This is a genomic window from Cupriavidus necator A5-1, assembly GCF_000744095.1.
GTDB lineage: Bacteria > Pseudomonadota > Gammaproteobacteria > Burkholderiales > Burkholderiaceae > Cupriavidus > Cupriavidus necator_A.
Window position 1 is genome coordinate 193,941 of sequence record NZ_JQLI01000004.1, and the last position, 17,609, is coordinate 211,549.

12 protein-coding genes and 4 pseudogenes are annotated in these 17,609 nt (G+C 60.3%); 8 read left to right on the forward strand and 8 right to left on the reverse strand.

The genetic code is table 11. The features are described 5' to 3' along the window. Window positions 1–12 precede the first annotated feature (12 nt). From K307_RS22830 to K307_RS51140, 7 genes and pseudogenes are all read left to right on the forward strand, one after another. Entirely contained in the window at window positions 13–1,632 is a 1,620-nt protein-coding gene (locus K307_RS22830; protein ID WP_042883011.1) for an IS66 family transposase, read from the forward strand. Window positions 1,633–1,884: 252 nt separating this feature from the next. Beyond that, entirely contained in the window at window positions 1,885–3,621 is a 1,737-nt protein-coding gene (locus K307_RS22835) for an AMP-binding protein (protein WP_051975121.1), read from the forward strand. A 21-nt stretch (window positions 3,622–3,642) separates the two neighbouring features. After that, window positions 3,643–4,211, forward strand: a pseudogene (locus K307_RS22840) (carboxyl transferase domain-containing protein); the annotation flags it as partial. After that, a pseudogene (locus K307_RS22845) lies at window positions 4,193–5,564 on the forward strand (biotin/lipoyl-containing protein); the annotation flags it as partial. The pseudogenes K307_RS22840 and K307_RS22845, both read left to right, overlap by 19 nt. Before the next feature lie 6 nt (window positions 5,565–5,570). Continuing rightward, window positions 5,571–6,502, forward strand: a pseudogene (locus tag K307_RS22850) (hydroxymethylglutaryl-CoA lyase). Window positions 6,503–6,760: 258 nt separating this feature from the next. Further along, window positions 6,761–7,048: an enoyl-CoA hydratase/isomerase family protein gene (locus tag K307_RS46425; protein WP_051975122.1), complete on the forward strand. Its 288-nt coding sequence runs from the start codon at window positions 6,761–6,763 to the stop codon at window positions 7,046–7,048. Window positions 7,049–7,067: 19 nt separating this feature from the next. Further along, entirely contained in the window at window positions 7,068–7,322 is a 255-nt protein-coding gene (locus tag K307_RS51140; RefSeq protein WP_419187173.1) for an enoyl-CoA hydratase-related protein, read from the forward strand. Window positions 7,323–7,430: 108 nt separating this feature from the next. Here K307_RS51140 and K307_RS50670 read toward each other — a convergent pair whose 3' ends face one another. The 8 genes and pseudogenes from K307_RS50670 to K307_RS49720 form a co-directional block, all read right to left on the reverse strand. Beyond that, window positions 7,431–7,772, reverse strand: coding sequence for an alpha/beta hydrolase fold domain-containing protein (locus K307_RS50670; RefSeq protein WP_196251609.1), 342 nt, complete (start codon window positions 7,770–7,772; stop codon window positions 7,431–7,433). Continuing rightward, complete coding sequence (locus tag K307_RS48585) at window positions 7,660–7,920, reverse strand: alpha/beta hydrolase fold domain-containing protein (protein ID WP_230626019.1); 261 nt, start codon at window positions 7,918–7,920, stop codon at window positions 7,660–7,662. The genes K307_RS50670 and K307_RS48585 overlap by 113 nt, the downstream gene beginning before the upstream one ends. A 648-nt stretch (window positions 7,921–8,568) precedes the next feature. Beyond that, the gene (locus K307_RS22865; RefSeq protein WP_042883363.1) at window positions 8,569–9,402 is read right to left on the reverse strand and encodes an enoyl-CoA hydratase/isomerase family protein; all 834 of its coding nucleotides are present in this window, start codon (window positions 9,400–9,402) and stop codon (window positions 8,569–8,571) included. A 47-nt stretch (window positions 9,403–9,449) separates the two neighbouring features. Then, on the reverse strand, window positions 9,450–10,307 hold the full coding sequence (locus K307_RS22870; protein ID WP_042883013.1) for a fumarylacetoacetate hydrolase family protein: 858 nt from the start codon (window positions 10,305–10,307) through the stop codon (window positions 9,450–9,452). Window positions 10,308–10,529: 222 nt separating this feature from the next. Further along, the gene (locus K307_RS22875; RefSeq protein ID WP_042883015.1) at window positions 10,530–13,469 is read right to left on the reverse strand and encodes an FAD-binding and (Fe-S)-binding domain-containing protein; all 2,940 of its coding nucleotides are present in this window, start codon (window positions 13,467–13,469) and stop codon (window positions 10,530–10,532) included. A 151-nt stretch (window positions 13,470–13,620) separates the two neighbouring features. After that, window positions 13,621–14,262, reverse strand: coding sequence for a response regulator transcription factor (locus K307_RS22880; RefSeq protein ID WP_042883017.1), 642 nt, complete (start codon window positions 14,260–14,262; stop codon window positions 13,621–13,623). A 155-nt stretch (window positions 14,263–14,417) separates the two neighbouring features. Further along, window positions 14,418–14,927: a lecithin retinol acyltransferase family protein gene (locus tag K307_RS46445; protein WP_080745177.1), complete on the reverse strand. Its 510-nt coding sequence runs from the start codon at window positions 14,925–14,927 to the stop codon at window positions 14,418–14,420. A 391-nt stretch (window positions 14,928–15,318) separates the two neighbouring features. Then, window positions 15,319–15,498 (reverse strand): annotated as a pseudogene (locus tag K307_RS49720) (IS5/IS1182 family transposase); the annotation flags it as partial. 358 nt (window positions 15,499–15,856) lie between these two features. Between K307_RS49720 and poxB the strand changes: the two are divergent. After that, entirely contained in the window at window positions 15,857–17,578 is a 1,722-nt protein-coding gene (poxB, locus tag K307_RS22895) for a ubiquinone-dependent pyruvate dehydrogenase (RefSeq protein WP_042883019.1), read from the forward strand. Window positions 17,579–17,609: the final 31 nt, after the last annotated feature.

A 17,609-nucleotide genomic window follows, 5' to 3' on the forward strand; every position in this document is an offset into this window, starting at 1 on the left:
CTGACTGCGGCCGTGAAGAAGAAGCTTGTTGCGCCGTACATTGCCGAGGCCGAACGTACGCCGGCGGTGCTGAAGGTGCTGGCCTGGGGTGAAGATCTCGTGGCGCTCATCCATCGTCTGGTGGAGAACGCGGGGCACATGAAAGACGAGGTCGCGGTGCTCAAGGGAGAGAAGAAGCGCCCGACGTTCAAGCCAAGCCGCATGCATGAGGAGGCCGGCAAAACCAGCGAGTCCAATCGGCAGCAGCAGGGCAAACCAGCCAGTCGACGCGGTTCGCCCGCCAGGAGCAAGACGGGGCAGCTGAAGATCGATTGCGAGCAAGTCATCCAGCCGGCCGAGTCTATCCCGTCTGGCTCGCGGTTCAAGGGCTACCGGGATTTCGTGGTGCAGGACCTCGTGATCGGGACCCACAATACGCGCTACCGGCTCGCACGCTGGCAGACTCCGGACGGTCAAACGCTGACCGGGCAGCTGCCCAAGGCCGTTGCCGGCAGCCACTTTGGCGCGACACTGGTCAGTTACGTGCTGTACCAATATCACCACTGCCACGTGACGCAGCCGCTGCTGTGCGAGCAGTTGCGGGAATGGGGTATCGAGATCTCGTCCGGGCAGATGAATGCGCTGCTGCAGGAGGACAAGCAGTGCTTCCACGAGGAAAAGGAGGGTCTGCTGTCGACGGGGCTGGCGCTCTCGGCGTATGTGACGGTCGACGACACCGGCACGCGGCATCAGGGGCGCAACGGCTACGTCACCCACATCGGTAACGAGCACTTCGCCTGGTTCAAAGGCACAAGCACGAAGAGTCGCATCAATTTCCTCGAACTGCTCGCAGCGGGACATGGCTACCAGGTCAACGACGAGGCCCTCTCCTACATGAAAAAGCATGAGCTCCCACAGGCGTTCGTGGAAGGGCTGCGTCAGCATGAGTGCGCGAGCTTCGCCAACCAGAGTGCGTGGCTGTCTCATCTGGACAGCCTGGGCATGGACGTTACCCGCCACCGGAACATCGCTACCGAAGGGGCATTAGTGGGCAGCCTGAGGCGACGTGGCGTAGCCCAGGATCTGGCCATCATCAGCGATGATGCGGGACAGTTCAATGTGTTGATTCACGGCTTATGCTGGGTCCACGCCGAGCGTCTCGTGCACAAGCTGCTGCCGCTCAATGACCTACATCGAGAGGATATTGCCCGTGTGCGCAGCGAAATCTGGTCGCTCTATGCGGATCTGAAGGAATACAAGCAGAATCCGACGATCCAGCGCAAAGCCGAACTGCAAAAACGCTTTGACGCAGTCTTCATTCGAAAGACCCGTTACGCAACGCTGGACCGTTTGCTCAGACGCCTTCACAAGAACAAGTCCGAACTGCTCTTGGTGCTCGAACGCCCCGAGATCCCACTGCATACCAACGGCAGTGAACGCGACATTCGCGACCACTTGAAAAAGCAGAAGATCAGTGGCGGCACGCGCAGCGAACTCGGTCGTCAATGCCGTGACACCTTCTCGAGCTTGAAGAAGACCTGTCGAAAGCTGGGAATCTCGTTCTGGGACTACCTGGCGGACCGCATCACACACACCAATCACATTCCCCGACTTCCCCACCTCCTCGAACAGCGCATCGCTCGCTCGACCTGAGCGACGTGCCGCCGCTTGCCCCGTTTTATTGAGAACTTACCTACCGCGGTCAATTGTACGCAATTTCCCTCGCTCGACGAAGCGCATAGTGCACTAATCAGGGATCCCCGGGGGCGTCTCGCAGCAACCCCGAGCGAAGCAAGGTAGTTCCACTGCTGACCATTTGTTGGCGCTGTACTTTACAATCGTATAACATAGGTTCCATACCTAGCGGCTGAGCCGAACGCTCCCCGCAGTACTCTGGAGACAAGTATGACGATGCAGCTTGGGACTTCCCGGCATGAGACTGGAGCGACTCTGCCCGCCAACGGGCTGTCCTATGTGAAGGGTGACACCGCCTCGCCGCTTAGCGAGCAGACCATAGCGGCTCTGCTCGCGGAGACGGTCAAGCATTACGGTCCACGGCCTGCGGTCGTCTTCCGCGAGCAGGGCATTCGCTGGACCTGGCAGGAGTTCTCCGACGCCGTGAATGCGATGGCCGCGGGCCTTCACATGCTTGGCCTGCGCCGGGGAGATCGCATCGGTATCTGGTCGCCCAATCGTTTTGAGTGGCCGGTGACGCAGTTCGCTACGGCTCGCCTTGGCCTGGTATTGGTCAATATCAATCCGGCCTATCAACTGGCCGAGGTGGAGTATGCCCTTAACAAGGTGGGTTGCAAGGCGATCATCGCACCCGAGTCTTTCAAGACAACGCGTTACGTGGAGATGCTGCAGACCCTTGCCCCGGAGCTGCAGCACTGTGAGCCAGGCGCGCTGCAAGCGGCGAAGCTACCGGCACTCCGCTGGATAATTCGCATGGAGGACGTGGCTACGCCCGGCATGCTGACCTATCGGGACGTGATCGCGCGCGGGGCGGGCGTGGAAATCAGCGAGCTTGATGCGATCGCGGCCGTACTCGACTCGCACGACCCCATCAACATTCAATTCACAAGCGGCACGACCGGTGCACCAAAGGGTGCGACCCTGACGCACCGGAACGTCATCAACAACGCGCGCTACGTCGGAATGGCCATGAATCTGCAGGAGGACGACCGGTTATGCATCCCGGTGCCCCTGTACCACTGCTTTGGTATGGTCATGTCCGCTCTGGTGTGTACTATCACGGGTGCCTGCATGGTCTTCCCGGGCGAAGCGTTTGACCCGGTGGCAACAATGGCCGCTGTCAATGAAGAGCGTTGCACCGCCCTTCACGGGGTGCCAACCATGTTTATCGCCCAGCTCGATCATCCGGACTTCGCAAGCTACGACTTCTCAAGCCTGCGCACCGGCATCATGGCCGGCGCCCCCTGTCCGATCGAGGTCATGAAGCGTGTGGTGGCCGACATGCATATGACGGATGTCACCATAGCCTACGGCATGACCGAGACGAGCCCCGTCTCTTTCCAGAGCGCCACGGATGACCCGCTCGACAGGCGAGTCTCCACCGTCGGTCGAGTGCAGCCACACCTGGAGTGCAAGGTGGTTGACGCGGATGGTCAGATCGTTCCGGTCGGCGTCACAGGGGAGCTGTGTACACGAGGCTACTCGGTCATGCTCGGCTACTGGGACGACGAGTTACGCACTCGCGAATCGGTCCGTGACGGCTGGATGCATACCGGAGACCTGGCCACGATTGATGCCGAGGGATACTGCAATATCGTTGGCCGGGTAAAGGACATGTTGATCCGCGGCGGAGAGAATGTCTACCCTCGCGAGATCGAGGAATTCCTGTTCCGTCACCCGAAGGTGCAATCGGTGCAGGTATTCGGGGTACCTGACCCCAAGTATGGCGAGGAAATTTGCGCCTGGATTGTCCTGAGGCAGGGGCACGGCGCTACCGAGGAGGAGATCCGCGAATTCTGTCGGGGCCAGATCGCCCACTACAAGATTCCGCGATATATCCGGTTTGTTAGTGAGATGCCCATGACGGTCACTGGCAAGTTGCAGAAGTTCGTCATGCGCGACAGCATGATCCGGGAACTCAACCTGAGCGAAAGAAAGACTGCTTGACTCGGGCTTGACCCGCATCCTATGCCGATTCTAGATACCAAACTCAACGCCCGCTCCGAATCCTTCAAGGCCAACGCCGAGGCGATGCAGTCGCTGGTGGCGGACCTCAAGGCGAAGATCAGCAAGCTGGCCGACGGCGGCGGCGAAGACGCCCGCAACAAGCACATCTCGCGCGGCAAGCTGCTGCCGCGCGATCGCGTGCAGGCGCTGCTCGACCGCGGTACCCCGTTCCTCGAACTGTCGCAACTGGCCGCCTACGACATGTATGACGATGCTGCGCCCGGCGCCGGCATCATCACCGGCATCGGCCGCGTGGCCGGGCAGGAATGCTGATCGTCTGCAACGATGCCACCGTCAAGGGCGGCACCTACTACCCGTTGACCGTCAAGAAGCACGTGCGGGCGCAGGAGATCGCGCAGGAGAACAACCTGCCCTGCATCTACCGGGTCGACTCAGGCGGCGCCAACCTGCCGAACCAGGACGATGTCTTCCCCGACCGCGACCACTTCGGCCGCATCTTCTACAACCAGGCGAATCTCTCCAAGCAGGGCATCCCGCAGATCGCCGTGGCATGTACCTGTTCGAGCGCGACTGCTCGGTGCAGCGCCGTCACCAGAAGGTGCTGGAAGAGGCGCCGGCCCCAGGTATGACGGCCGAGCGCCGCCGCGCGATGGGCGAGGCCGCCGTGGCGGCTGCCAAGGCCGTGGGCTATGTGGGCGCGGGCACGGTCGAGTTCATCGCCAACCAGGACGGCTCGTTCTACTTCATGGAGATGAACACCCGCCTGCAGGTGGAGCACCCCGTCACCGAGATGATCACCGGCCAGGACCTGGTGGAGTGGCAACTCCGCGTCGCCGCGGGCGATCCGCTGCCGCTGACGCAGGAAGAACTACGCATCGACGGCCATGCGCTCGAGGCGGCGCGTCTACGCCGAGAATCCCGACAACCAGTTCCTGCCGTCGACGGGCACGCTGCGCTTCCTGCGCACGCCCCCGGCCGTGCAGTTCATGCGGGGGGGGTGATGCGCACGGCCCCGCCGGCATCCGCATCGACGCCGGCGTGCGCGAGGGCGACACCATCAGCCCGTTCTATGACCCGATGATCGCCAAGCCGATCGTCTGGGGGAAGGACCGCGAGGAGGCGCTCGCCCGCATGGCGCAGACACTGGCGGCGTACCACGTCGTGGGCCTGTCCACCAACGTCGCCTTCCTGCAGCGGCTGGTGAAGTCGCACGCGTTCCGCACTGCCGACCTCGACACCGGCCTGATCGAGCGCAACCACGAGGCTCTGTCCTCGAAGCCCGCGCCCACCGGCATGGACGTCATCGCGCTGGCCGTGGCGGCGCTGCTGGAGCGCGAGAACCGCACGCGCCAGGTCGACAGTGCCGACCAGCATTCGCCATGGACCCACCGCGGCGCGTGACGCCTGAACGGCATCGCCCGTCGGGCGCTGCGTTTCACCTGCGGCAAAGACACGCTCGACGTGACGCTCGAAAGCGACGCGCGACTCTGCCGACCAGGCCGCGCCGTTTGCGTACACGTGGTCGGCCGACGACATCCGCGTCGACCTCGGCACGCGTCGACTGCAAGGGCAGGTCCATTGCGAGGCCGACACTTTCGACGTCTTCCACGCTGGCAGCCACGCGGTACTGCATTGGTCAAGACCCGCTGATACATGCCGGCGAGAGCGAAGGCGAGGGCGGCAAGCTGACCGCGCCGATGCCCGGCAAGGTCATCGCGGTGATGGTCGAGCCCGGCAGCACCGTCACGCGCGGCACGCCGCTGCTGGTGATGGAGGCGATGAAGATGGAGCACACCATCAGCGCGCCGGCCGACGGGGTGGTGAGCGAGGTGCTGTACGGAGTGGGCGAGCAGGTGGCAGATGGCGCGCAGCTCTTGGCGTTCTCTGTTGACGAAGCGGCGTCACTTACCCTGGCGCAATAGCAGGACATTGACATGCCCCAATATGTGAAGATTGTCGAGGTCGGTCCGCGTGACGGACTGCAGAACGAGAAGACGCTGGTGGCCACCGACGTCAAGGTCGAGCTGGTCAACAGACTGCCCAACGCCGGCATCGCCGACGTGGAGGCCGCGTCGTTCGTATCTCAGAAGTGGGTGCCGCAGATGGCCGACGGGGCCGAGGTGAGGGCACGCATCGCCCGGCGCCACGGGACGCTGTATTCGGTGCTAACGCCAAATATGAAGGGACTCGAAGGCGCCATCTCATCTGGCGCAGATGAGGTTGTAATTTTCGGCGCGGCCAGCGAGGCATTCTCGCAGAAGAACATCAACTGCTCGATCGCGGAATCCCTCGCACGCTTCGAATCCGTTGCCGCCGCGGTAAAGGAAGCCGGTGTGCGCCTGCGCGGCAGCATCTCGTGCTCGCTCGGCTGTCCCTACCAGGGGGAGGTGCCTGTCTCTTCTGTGGCCGAAGTGGTACGTCGCATGCGCGAACTTGGATGCGATGAGATCGACATCGCCGATACGATCGGTGTCGGCACGCCCGTCAGGGTGCAGGATGTGATGCGCGTCGCGGCCACCGAGTTTTCGGTCGAACGCCTTTCGAGCCATTTCCACGACACCTATGGCCAGGCACTGTCGAACATCCTCGCGAGCCTGGAAGTTGGCATCGGTACCTTCCACGCATCGGTGGCAGATCTGGGCGGCTGTCCCTATGCCAAGGGCGCGACCGGCAACGTGGCCACGAGGACGTGCTCTACATGCTGCATGGTATGGGCCTGTACACCGGTATCGAACTCGATGACGTGGTGCGCGCCGGCGATTCCATTTCGCAGGGGATTGGACGACCTAACAACTCGCGCGTCGGCAAGGCGTTGCTCACAAAGTGGGCGGACCGTTTGAGCGAGGCACCTTGCGCGTAGCGCTGAAGCCCCGGCAACAGGACATTTCCATGGCTTTCAAGGCAAGTTCGCCAGTCATTTCTTCTATAGACGAAGGTGTGGGCATCGTGACACTGAATCGACCAGATTGACTCAATGCCATCAATCACGAACTTGCGGCCGCGTGGGCGCGTGAGATCGCTCGGGTGGTCAATAATGCGGGGGGTCGTGCGATTCTGCTGCGCGCTGAGGGAAGGGCCTTTAGCGTAGACGGCGACCTCGCATTTCTTGGCGAGAATCTTGGCCCCGCTATTAAGTGACGTCATCGATTTGCTCAATGCCGGGGTGGAACAGCTGCGCAACTCGGACAAGCCGGTTGTCAGTGCTGTTCAGGGAGCACTCGGCAGCGGCATAGGCATGGCACTCAGTGCAGATGTGGTGATCGCCGAGAGTAGCCTCAAGATGCGTTGTGGCTATGCCGCCATTGGTCTGTCGCCAGACGCGGGCGCGTCCTGCTTTCTGGCGGAGCGTGTCGGTGATGCGCGGGCTTGTGCACTGTTCATGACCAATCGTACGCTTCAACGCTGAAGACTGTGCCGCACTCGGAATCGTTGATCGACTCGTTTCCACTGAAGCCATCCAGCGCGAAGCGCTTGACCTGGCGCGCCAGCTAGCTCAAGCATCGGCCTCATCCAACAAGGTTATCAAATCGCTCTGCAAACCACTGCGGGGCTTCGCCCTTGCCGCAAGGTTGCGTGCCGAGCGCGACGGCATGGCGCGCTGCGCTGCAAACTCCGACGCCATCGAAGGCATCAGCGCATTCATCGCAAAGCGCAAGCCGGTGTTCGGCCAATCCTCCTGATCTCGCAGCCTCCGGCTTCCGCGCCGGGGGCCACGTAGACGTCATTAGCACCGACGGCGGCCCGAAAAACGTCCTGAGCGTACCACCGGTGCCTGAAGCTTGAATTGACTACCCGTTGTCCACTGCCGCACGAAGGAAATTGGCCACCTGATACTGTGCCGTTGCGGCCGCATCGACGAGGCCGCGCATACTGTAGAACGTATGCAGCATGCCTTGGTAGCGCACGCATGTCGCGGAAACACCAGCGTCAGCCAGCTTGGCCGCATACGCTTCGCCGTCGTCGCGAACAGCGTCGCACTCTGCGCCGATGACCAAGGCAGGAGGCAGGCCGGCATGGCTAGCCGCAAGCAGGGGTGAAAGCTCCCATGCGGACGGCGATACGCCGTGCTTGAGTGTAGGTACGGAAGGCATATTCCACATCGGCTTTGCGCTGTATGAAGCCTTCCGCATAGGTGGATAGTGAGTCTGCTTGCAGACGCGCGTCGGTAGCGGGATAAACGAGCGCTTGCGCGATAATGCGAGGTTCCCGCTGATCCCGTGCAAGCAGGCAGACCACCGCCGCGAGATTGCCGCCAGCGGATTCGCCGAACACTGTCATCCGTCCTGTCGGGAGCCCGAGTTCGGCGCCGTGGGAAGCGATCCAGCGGGTTGCCTCGGGAGTTCGTGGAAGACGATCTACGGTCGGGTCGGTTGCGGCACCTGCTGCCGGGCCTTGGGGCAAGGCCGGGTCTGGTTCACGCGATCTTCCCTACGCGACGCGGTATGGTGCCGGCCGTGTGCCACCTGCTCGATGCGCTCGCTGCCGGATACGAAAGTCTCAACCGCTCGGTCGACTTCCGCTGACCGAGGGCAGGGCGTCCGAATCCTGCAAGCCAGGAGCAGAATCAGGTTCGGCGCGGGTCGCCGAATGCCTCGTAGGCAGGCCCGCTCGGCATCCCTTCTGTCTCTCAAGGTAATCACCATGGCATCCTCCAAGACGGCTGTTGTCCTCTCGAATCCACACCCAGTTCTTGGCAGCACTGAGGTCTTCAAGACGTTCAACTATGCGCCGGCCGTTGCGGGGGGTGGCCTGCTATTCATTGCCGCCCAGATCGGGATCCGGGCCGCTGGGACCGTGCCCAGCAGCGTGGAAGAGCAGATCGACCTCGCATTTCAGCGGCTGGGCTCGGCTTTGAGGATCTCGTCGAGCTGGTCAGCTATCACGTCGATCTCGACAAGCAGCTCGCGGTGTTCCGCAGTCGCGGGGTTATCTTATCGGGGAGAGTCTCGATAAAAAAGCCATCTCCAGCTCGCCTTCATAAGTTTCGGCGCCGACCTTCAATGCGTCGGCCACTCGCGCTTGCGTTACCTCACTTGCGACACTCAAGTCCGACTCGTGAGCTTCTACCAGAAGGCCCTCTGCCAGGGAGTGAAACGCCCCAATATCCACGGCCGCCTTGGCATGAGCGATGGTATGCGGGGGAAATGAAGCGATGCGGTGAGCCAGTTGCTCGACAAAAAGCGTTAGCTCGTCCGCTGGCAACGCGCGATTGATATAACCATAACGTTCTGCCTGCTCCGCCGAGAGATCATTGCAACCCAGGAGCACTTCCAAGGCGCGTCCTCGCCCGATCAGGCGTGGCAATCTTTGCGTAGCGCCGCCGCCAGGAACAAGCCCGACCGCCACCTCCGGATGGCCGAAGACCGCCTTGCCAACGGCTGCAAAACACATATCCAGAGCCAGTGCGATTTCACTGCCACCGCCTCGGGCCCGTCCCTCAATCTTGGCGATAGTTGCCTTGGGCATACTCCTGAACCGTTCGCCGATCATCTGCGTCAGACGAAAGCTGCGCGTATGGGACACTACTTTAGGTGCGGCTCCAACCCGGCCCAAGCCAGAGTGGGCGATAAAGAAATCCGGAAGCGCACTCTGCAAAACCACAACCCGGACGCTGTCGTCGACCTCGAGTTCCCTGCCGAGTTTGTCGAACTCCAGCGATAGCACTTCATCCAGAAGATTGATCGGCGGGTGGTTGATGCTGACGAATGCGACGCCAGAATCAAATTCGAACTGGAAACATTTGTAATCAGAATATGGCATGGGGCGCTCCATTTCTGTGATCATATGTTGAGAACCGGATGCGCCAACTATTCATCCGTGATTGGATTCGTCAGGCTACCGAGTCCGTCCGCGGTTACAACACAAATGTCACCCGGCTTCATCCATAGTGGCGGCGTGCGCGCCATACCGATGCCGGCGGGAGTACCCGAAACAATCAGGTCGCCAGGGGACAGCGTCATCACTTCACTGACAGTTTCGATGAGCGTTGCGACATCAAAAATCATTTCGTTGGTGCTACTTTCCTGAACGATCTCTCCATTTAGAAGTGTCTGTAGTTTCAATCCCTTTGCGCCCACGGGCAGCTCGTCTGCCGTGACAATGTAAGGTCCGAACGAGCCAGTACCGTCGAAGTTCTTGCCAATGGTCCATTGAGTCGTACGCATCTGATAGTCGCGCAGGGTCGCGTCGTTGAACAGCGAGTATCCGAAGACGTGATCTAACGCGGAGGCCTTCGGAACTGCCCGTCCACCCTTTCCGATGACGACGACTATTTCGCCTTCATAGTCGAGGTTCCTGGAAACCTTGGGCCGTACGATAGGCTTCCGGTGTCCGATGAGGCTTGAGGCGAAGCGCGAGAAAATGACCGGGTAATCGGGTTGTACCGACCCGGTCTCGTTCGTGTGATCACGATAGTTCAGCCCGATGCAGACGATTTTCCCTGGTGAAGTGAGTGGGGGCAGATGGTCGAGGCCTTCGAAGTCCACAGGTTCTCCCTGTAAAAGGCACTCGGCAAGCGAAGCAGGTACCACGCCGCCTGCAGCTATGGCGTCGCTCAGGTCACCGAATTCCGGAATGTCGGTGAGAAAGCGGCCATGGAAGTTCTCTCCTTTTGCGGCTGCAGCCAACCCCACACGGCCGTCTTTGGCAAAGCGTGCAAATTTCATTGTCTGGCTCCTGGTTGAATTGAGATTGGACGAGATGAGGTCACAACGATCCCGGGTACACGTCTGGTGGAGCGAAGCCAGTGGTTTGCTCACAGTCTCGTGCGATGTGCGGGTTCGAGTCAGCGCTCGACCTTAGCTTCAGGATAGGTAGCAGGCTCGCGTACCGCTATTACACAAATGTGGAGGCGCCCGAGTTTCGCGATGACGGGGAACAGGCGCCGCTCAGGTTTCCCGGGTGCATTGCTCCAGACTGAAGACAAAAGACTCGTAAGGTTGTCCCGTGACATGCCTCAAACCCATTTCGCAAGTACGGTTTGCCGACACATATGCGTCGGCAGTCGTCGCGTCCACGTATGCATTCTCTTCCCGCGTGGCCGAAGCTACCAGTTCTGGATGCAGCAGACCCCGGTCGCCGGCGGTGCCGCAGCAGGTAGCGCCAATCGGAACGATGACCTCTTGTGCCATGTGCTGTGCCACCTGCTTGAGTTGCCCGGACAGATTAAGATGCAACATCGCGCAAGTTGGATGCAAGACCATGCGCTGCATTGGCGTGCTCACCTTGAGGTCGGGCAGCAGGCTTGCACACCAGGTCACTGAATCGATAATGCTGAGGCGCGAGTAGCGCTCGCGGAGTTCAGGGTCAAGATGCTGGGCTATCCCGCTCACCAGGCCGTGAGTGCAAGACGCCGCGTCGACCACAACTGGCAAACGTCCTTCATCGGTCCACCGCAACAGCGCACCCGCAATCGAAGTCGCCATGAAATCATGCGCTGCAGCATAACCCTTTGAACTGAACGGCGTTGCACAACAGAATCCCTTGACGTCCGGCGGAATCCACAACGTCTTCCCTGCGCGATGTGAGACCCGGACGAGCGCATCCTGAATCGATATCGCGTCGCGAGGGGAGTCGGGGTCACGACCGAACATCCGATTGACGCAAGCAGTAAAGTAGACGGCATTGGCACCTTCGCGGGCGGTCTCCGGCATACGGCTTGCGGCCGGTTTCGGCATCGGTCCTGGCACGGTGGGAAAAATATCGGTGCTGACCACTTTGCGCGCCGTGTCTGCAATGGCTTTCACTGACCGCCAACCCAATGTATCGCCGAGATACTTTGCTCCACTCAGCGCGACGGTGCTGGCTCGCTCGACAGTGGCCCAATTCCTGGCAACGGACAGGGCAACGCTCTCCGAGGTTTCGCTCTGCGAACGCCGGCGAAACTCGCGCATCAGTTCGCCTGTATTGATGCCAATGGGACAAGGCAGCGAGCAGGTCCCATCACCGGCACAGGTCTGGATGGCGTCGTACTGATATTGCTCCTGGAGCCGTCGCAAGTTCGGAGATTCCTCCGGCTGCCGCGCCATTTCCCGGCGCACAACGATACGCTGTCGCGGCGTCATGGAGACATTGCGGCTCGGGCATACCGGCTCGCAGAATCCGCATTCGATGCACTGGCTGGCGTTGGCAACACCGTCTATCGGAGGCAGCGACTTGAAAGATTTCAGATGAATCTCCTTGTCCCTGGTGAGGATGACGTTCGGTGCAAGAACGCCATGCGGGTCGGCGAGTGCCTTGACTCGCCACATGATGCTTGTCGCCTGCTCGCCCCATTCGTGTTCGATATACGGTGCCATGTTCAATCCGGTTCCATGCTCTGCTTTCAGGGACCCGTCGTATTTGCGCACCACCAGGTCGACGAGTTCCTCCATGAACTTTGCATAGTTCGCCCTGTCGTTTTCCTCATCGAATCGCGCGATGAGAGTGAAGTGCAGATTCCCGTGGGCGGCATGCCCTGCAACCCCTGGCATGAACCCGTGTTTCTGCAGGAGGGCCTGCAGGTCGTGCGCTGCGCTTGCCAGAAGCCGGGGTGGAAAACATACGTCCTCCGTGACAAGCATTGAGCCCTGCGGTCGCTGCTTTCCAACCAGGCCCAGAAGTCCCTCCCGTACATGCCAGGCAAGCTCCACGGCCTCCACGCGACTCGTAAAGGTCAAATCTCCCAGCAGTGTCACCTGGTCGGTCAGGTGCATGACGAGAGCCTGCTTTTCCGTCAGGCTCTCCTCGTCGCTAGCCCCTAGCTCCACCAGCAGTGCCGCAGCCTGCAAGTCCAGCGTTTTCCAGTATTCGGGCGTGCCGGGAAACGCCGCGGCCGCGGCTCGCAGGGCCGGTGCGATCATCAATTCAACGGCACCGGCACCGAGTGCAACCAGTTCCGGTACAAGCGCGATGGCATCGTCAATGGAAGGAACGGCAATCCATGCGACGCTCGTGGCGGCCGGGATCGCAACGGTATCAAATGTCACATCCGAGATAAATCCAAGCGTCCCTTCCGAGCCCACCAGGAGACGACGAAATATCTCAAGGGGAGAGCGACCGTCCAGGAATGCGTCAAGCCGGTAGCCATGCGTGTTCCGGATGGAGTATTTCCGACGAATTCGCTCGACAAGTGCGTCGTCCGCGAGAATCTCCGCCTGAAGCGCCATGAGTCCTTCCGCGAGCTCGGGTTCGCTTGCCTGGAAGTGTCGTTCAGCGTCCGGGTCCGATGTGTCGATCTTCGTCCCAGATACAAGCACGAACGTCAGCGCGTTGACGGTCTGGTAGGCATTTTGAGACAAGGTGCACCGCATGCCCCCTGAATTGTTTGCAACGACGCCACCGAGCGTACACGCCGCGGAGCTTGCCGGGTCCGGCCCAATCTTGCGGCCGAACACCGCCAGATGAGCGTTGGCGTGGGAAAGAATGGTTCCGGCGCCGGCCTTCAGGCTGACACCGTCCTTCCCGATGCGCTTGATACCGCTGAAAGACTTGCGCACGTCGATGAGAATTTCATCCGATTGTGCTTGCCCGTTTAGACTTGTCCCAGCAGCGCGAAACGTGGTGTGTCGACCTGTTTCAGCACAGAATCGAAGAACCTTTGCCACGTCGTCCGCATCATGCGCGACGACCACTACCTGCGGCACCAGCCGATATGGACTGGCATCTGAGGCATAGCGGACAAGGTCAACCAGTCGATGCAACACGCGATCTGGACCAAGTAGCTGCTCCAGCGCCTGTCGCAACGGCGCAGGTGTTCCATCGCAGAGTTCCTCGGGTATCGCGTCCGGAGATGCCTGGCCCGGCGGCCGCCCAATTTTTGCTGGGTCCACGGAAAGGAGTTTTTTCATCTTGAGTTGGGGAAAGATGGGGGTGGAATCAAACGAAATGCTGCCGAGGCCTGATGGCTTTCCCTGAAGCTATTCGACTCGAGCGCGGACTTAGCCTGATGCTAGTTGTAGACCACCTGGCTCAGGTATTGCGTGTTCATTTGGCAAGGCGTCAGTGCTGGTGGCAGTTGGAGGGCATGCACGTCTCAAGCTCCAGCCGGCTTGCTTGCCTGACGAGTGTGGCAAATGAGCGCGCTTGCATCTTCTTCATAATGTGACCACGATGCACCTGCACGGTGTACTCAGTGATCCCCAGTACGTCCGCTGCCTGTTTGTTCAACAACCCCCCGACAAGCAAAGGCAGAAGCTCTTGCTCCCTTGGGGTCAGGGTTTCGTACAACGCTCGTAATGCAGCATCTGCTGCGGCATTTATTCGCTGCGAATGCGTCCTGGCAATTGCCATGTCGACGGCTCGGAGCAGAGCATCCTCACTGATAGGCTTGGCGAGGAAGTCAACGGCTCCGCTCTTCATTGCCCGTACCGTGGAAGGCACATCGTTCCTACCCGTGATGAATACGATGGAAACTTGAGAGCTATTGATTACGTGCTCCTGGACTTCCAGGCCGGTCATGCCCGGCATGCGCATATCAAGGATCAAGCATGCCACCGTGTCCCACTGAATGGATTCCAGAAACTGCTTCCCCGAGTTGAACGACAGCACGCTTTTTCCATGGGCGCGCAGCAGGCTTGTCAGCGCTTCCCGGATGCTTGCATCGTCATCGACTACGCACACAGATTGGTTGACCGACTCCATGGCCCTTCTCCATCTTTACATCAGCGTGCTTGACTTCTCGCTGTGGTGACACAAACGGTTGAGGCGACGAGAATTTCCTGTCGCTTTGAATTGAAATGCCGCTCAAAGCGCGATGCGCCAGGGACAGCCCCACAACTGCCAGCAAGAATCGAGCGTCAGCTCGCGCAAGCTACGGTGCGCCGCGCCGGACATGCCGCCGCAAGGAATGCAGTGAACAGGCATAACGCGGTCCGAAGGGCCGCGCGCGGGTCGATGAAGCATGCAAGCACCTGTTCGCTACGGCTTTCCCCATACAGGCACCAGGCGCAGAAGTGCTCGCAGTTATTAGTCAGCAGCCTGTAGCGATTCTCGCCTAACCGCGAGCGTGCACGCCGCACGGCTTCGTGCCTGACGTACACGGGGTCAGCACTAGGTTCGATCAGGACCTCGTATCCGGCGGCGAAACGCGTAATGCTGACTTCCTCGACCGGGCCGCGATGCAACGATCCGGCAAGTCCAGCGTAATGCACAACTTTGCCGTCGCCTACGTAGATGCCATGGTGGCTGTAGCCGTGGCGCGGCGTGACGAGATGGGCACCGAGCGGTGGTTCCGCGCCGGCATCTGGATAGCATCGTGTCAGGAGCGCCTTTGTAATGCGACCTTGGTCGGAGATTGGCTGGCCCATCTTTGAATGTCCACGCAGTCAGATGAATTCGACTGAAGCGTAGGCTCGCCAATGCATTAACGACAATTAAACATTTTTCTAATTGGCATAAGCTTCTCCTTATGCTATGCCTTTGCTACTGGATCCGCGATGGACCATCGGCGGCGCCCGGTAGTCCACTGCGTTCCCCATCGAGGTGCGCGGTCCGCGACGGGACTGCGCGCGCAACACGAGACTGCAAGGTAGTGCGTTGGCGCATAGGCCTGCCAGCGGGCGAGCCCTTCGCGATCACTGCCCTATGGCGCACATGGCCGGACGGTTTGATGTCTTCACGATGCCAACGCTCAACGCCGACAATCCCCCCGCTTCACCCGCTCATGCGCCGCTTTCAAAGCCTGGCGACGAGTGGTCAGTGGACGCGCAGCATGATTGCGATGCCATTCCGGGGGCGTCCTGTCCTGCCCTTGGGATAGTGCGGTTCGATCAACAAGATCAAGTCCGACCACGGAACCTCCCGCTCCGTCTGGTCGAGGAACGTGCGCCTGTGCGTGCGCTTCGTCGAAAGACTCAGTCCCAGCTCAGCTTGCGACATGGAGGGCACCGGCTCAGATCGTTCCTCGGATGAGCATCCCGCCAACGTAAGGAGTGGACTAGTGCGGACCTTCGCCAGGTGAATGCTGATCACTCCATCGCACTGGTCATGTTGCGTGACTACCTCCCAACGCGTCGATCTCCGCTTCGTTCAAATGTCCGGCTGCTGGCCGTGATGACACGCGATGGCGGCCGTTCTCGTTCTCCGTTCTGCTCCGGGAATCCCAAGATCCCAGATTCATGTAATAGGCGCAATTCACTCTTGCTACCTATCATCAAGCCAGAAAATTCTGCTGAAGCCAGCTCTTTGAGGACGCGGCGGATCTGCAGCAATTGCTCAACTTGAATGGAGATGCGACATGGCAACGATAGCTGCCGACTACATGGTCGGTGCACTTGTAAAGGCGGGCGTAAAGCGTGTGTATGGCGTGGTCGGGGATTCACTGAACGGCTTCACCGATTCCCTGCGTCGCGATGGTTCGATTGAGTGGGTTCACATGCGGCACGAGGAAAGCGCGGCGTTCGCCGCTGGCGCCGAGGCGCATCTCACGGGGCAGCTCGCTGTCTGCTGCGGAAGCTGCGGCCCTGGGAATCTGCACCTTATCAATGGTTTGTTTGACTGCCATCGGAACGGTGTTCCTGTTCTTGCTATCGCTGCGCATATTCCAAGTACGGAGATCGGCACCGACTATTTTCAGGCTACCCATCCCGAGGTGCTGTTCAAGGAATGTAGTCACTATGTCGAACTCGTATCGAGTCCGGACCAATTGCCTCAGATTCTCGGCCGTGCCATGCGAGCCGCTATCGCGCGCAGAGGCGTCGCGGTGGTTGTCGTCCCGGGAAATGTAGCACTCAGTCCGCTCACAAAACCTGTGCCGAACTGGAGCGCGCCTTCGGCCCCTTCGATTCGACCATCGAACGCCGAAGTTGCCAAACTCGCAAATCTTTTGAACCGGTCGTCGCGAGTGACATTGCTCTGTGGGGCCGGTTGCAAGGATTCGCACGCGGATGTCATCGAACTCGCCCGCAAGCTGCAGGCCCCCATCGTGCACGCGCTGCGAGGCAAGGAGTACATCGAATACGACAACCCGTTCGACGTGGGTATGACGGGACTTATCGGATTCTCTTCCGGTTATTCCGCGATGAAAAGCTGCGACATGCTGCTGATGCTGGGTACCGATTTCCCCTATCGTCAGTTCTACCCAGAAGGGGTCACCATCGCACAAGTCGATATCAGGGCGGAGGCGCTCGGCAACCGGTGTCCGCTGGACCTCGGGGTGCTGGGAACAGTCAAGGATACGCTCGGCGAACTGCTTCCGCTGATTGCGGAGAAGACCGACCGCAGCTTCCTCGACCGCGCACTCGAAGACTATCGCAAGGCTCGGAGCCATCTGGACGCGCTGGCGGAGCCCGAAGCAGACGGAAACACCGTCCATCCGCAATACGTGACGCGGCTCGTCAGCGAGCTTGCGGATGACGACGCCATCTTCTCCTGCGATGTCGGCACGCCGGTCGCATGGGCTGCCAGATACCTGAAGATGAACGGCAAGCGGCGTCTGATTGGATCGTTCAATCACGGATCGATGGCCAACTCGCTGTTGCATTCCATTGGCGCTCAGGCCGCCTTCAGGGACCGACAAGTGATTTCGATGTCCGGTGACGGCGGATTCACCATGATGATGGGTGAGTTCCTGACGCTTGTTCAGGCAGGATTGCCGGTCAAAGTCGTCGTGCTCAACAACGGAACACTAGGCTTCGTGGAAATGGAGATGATGGCCAATGGGTTCCTGGATACCGGATGTGACCTGAAGAATCCGAACTTTGCCACGATGGCCAATGCAATGGGCATCAAAGGCGTGCGCGTCGAGCGTCCTGCAGACCTGGAAGGCGCCCTGCGCGAAGCCTTTGCACACCCCGGCCCCGCCCTGGTTGACGTCGTGAGCGCGCGCCAGGAACTCGTGATGCCGCCTACGACCACCGCCGACCAGGCGGCCAAGTTTGGCCTGTTCATGCTCCGTGCCGTGATGGACGGTCGGGGACAGCAGCTTATCGACCTCGCAAAGGTCAATCTGTTCCGGTAGTGCTGTTGCGCAAGTGCGTACGGGCCAATGT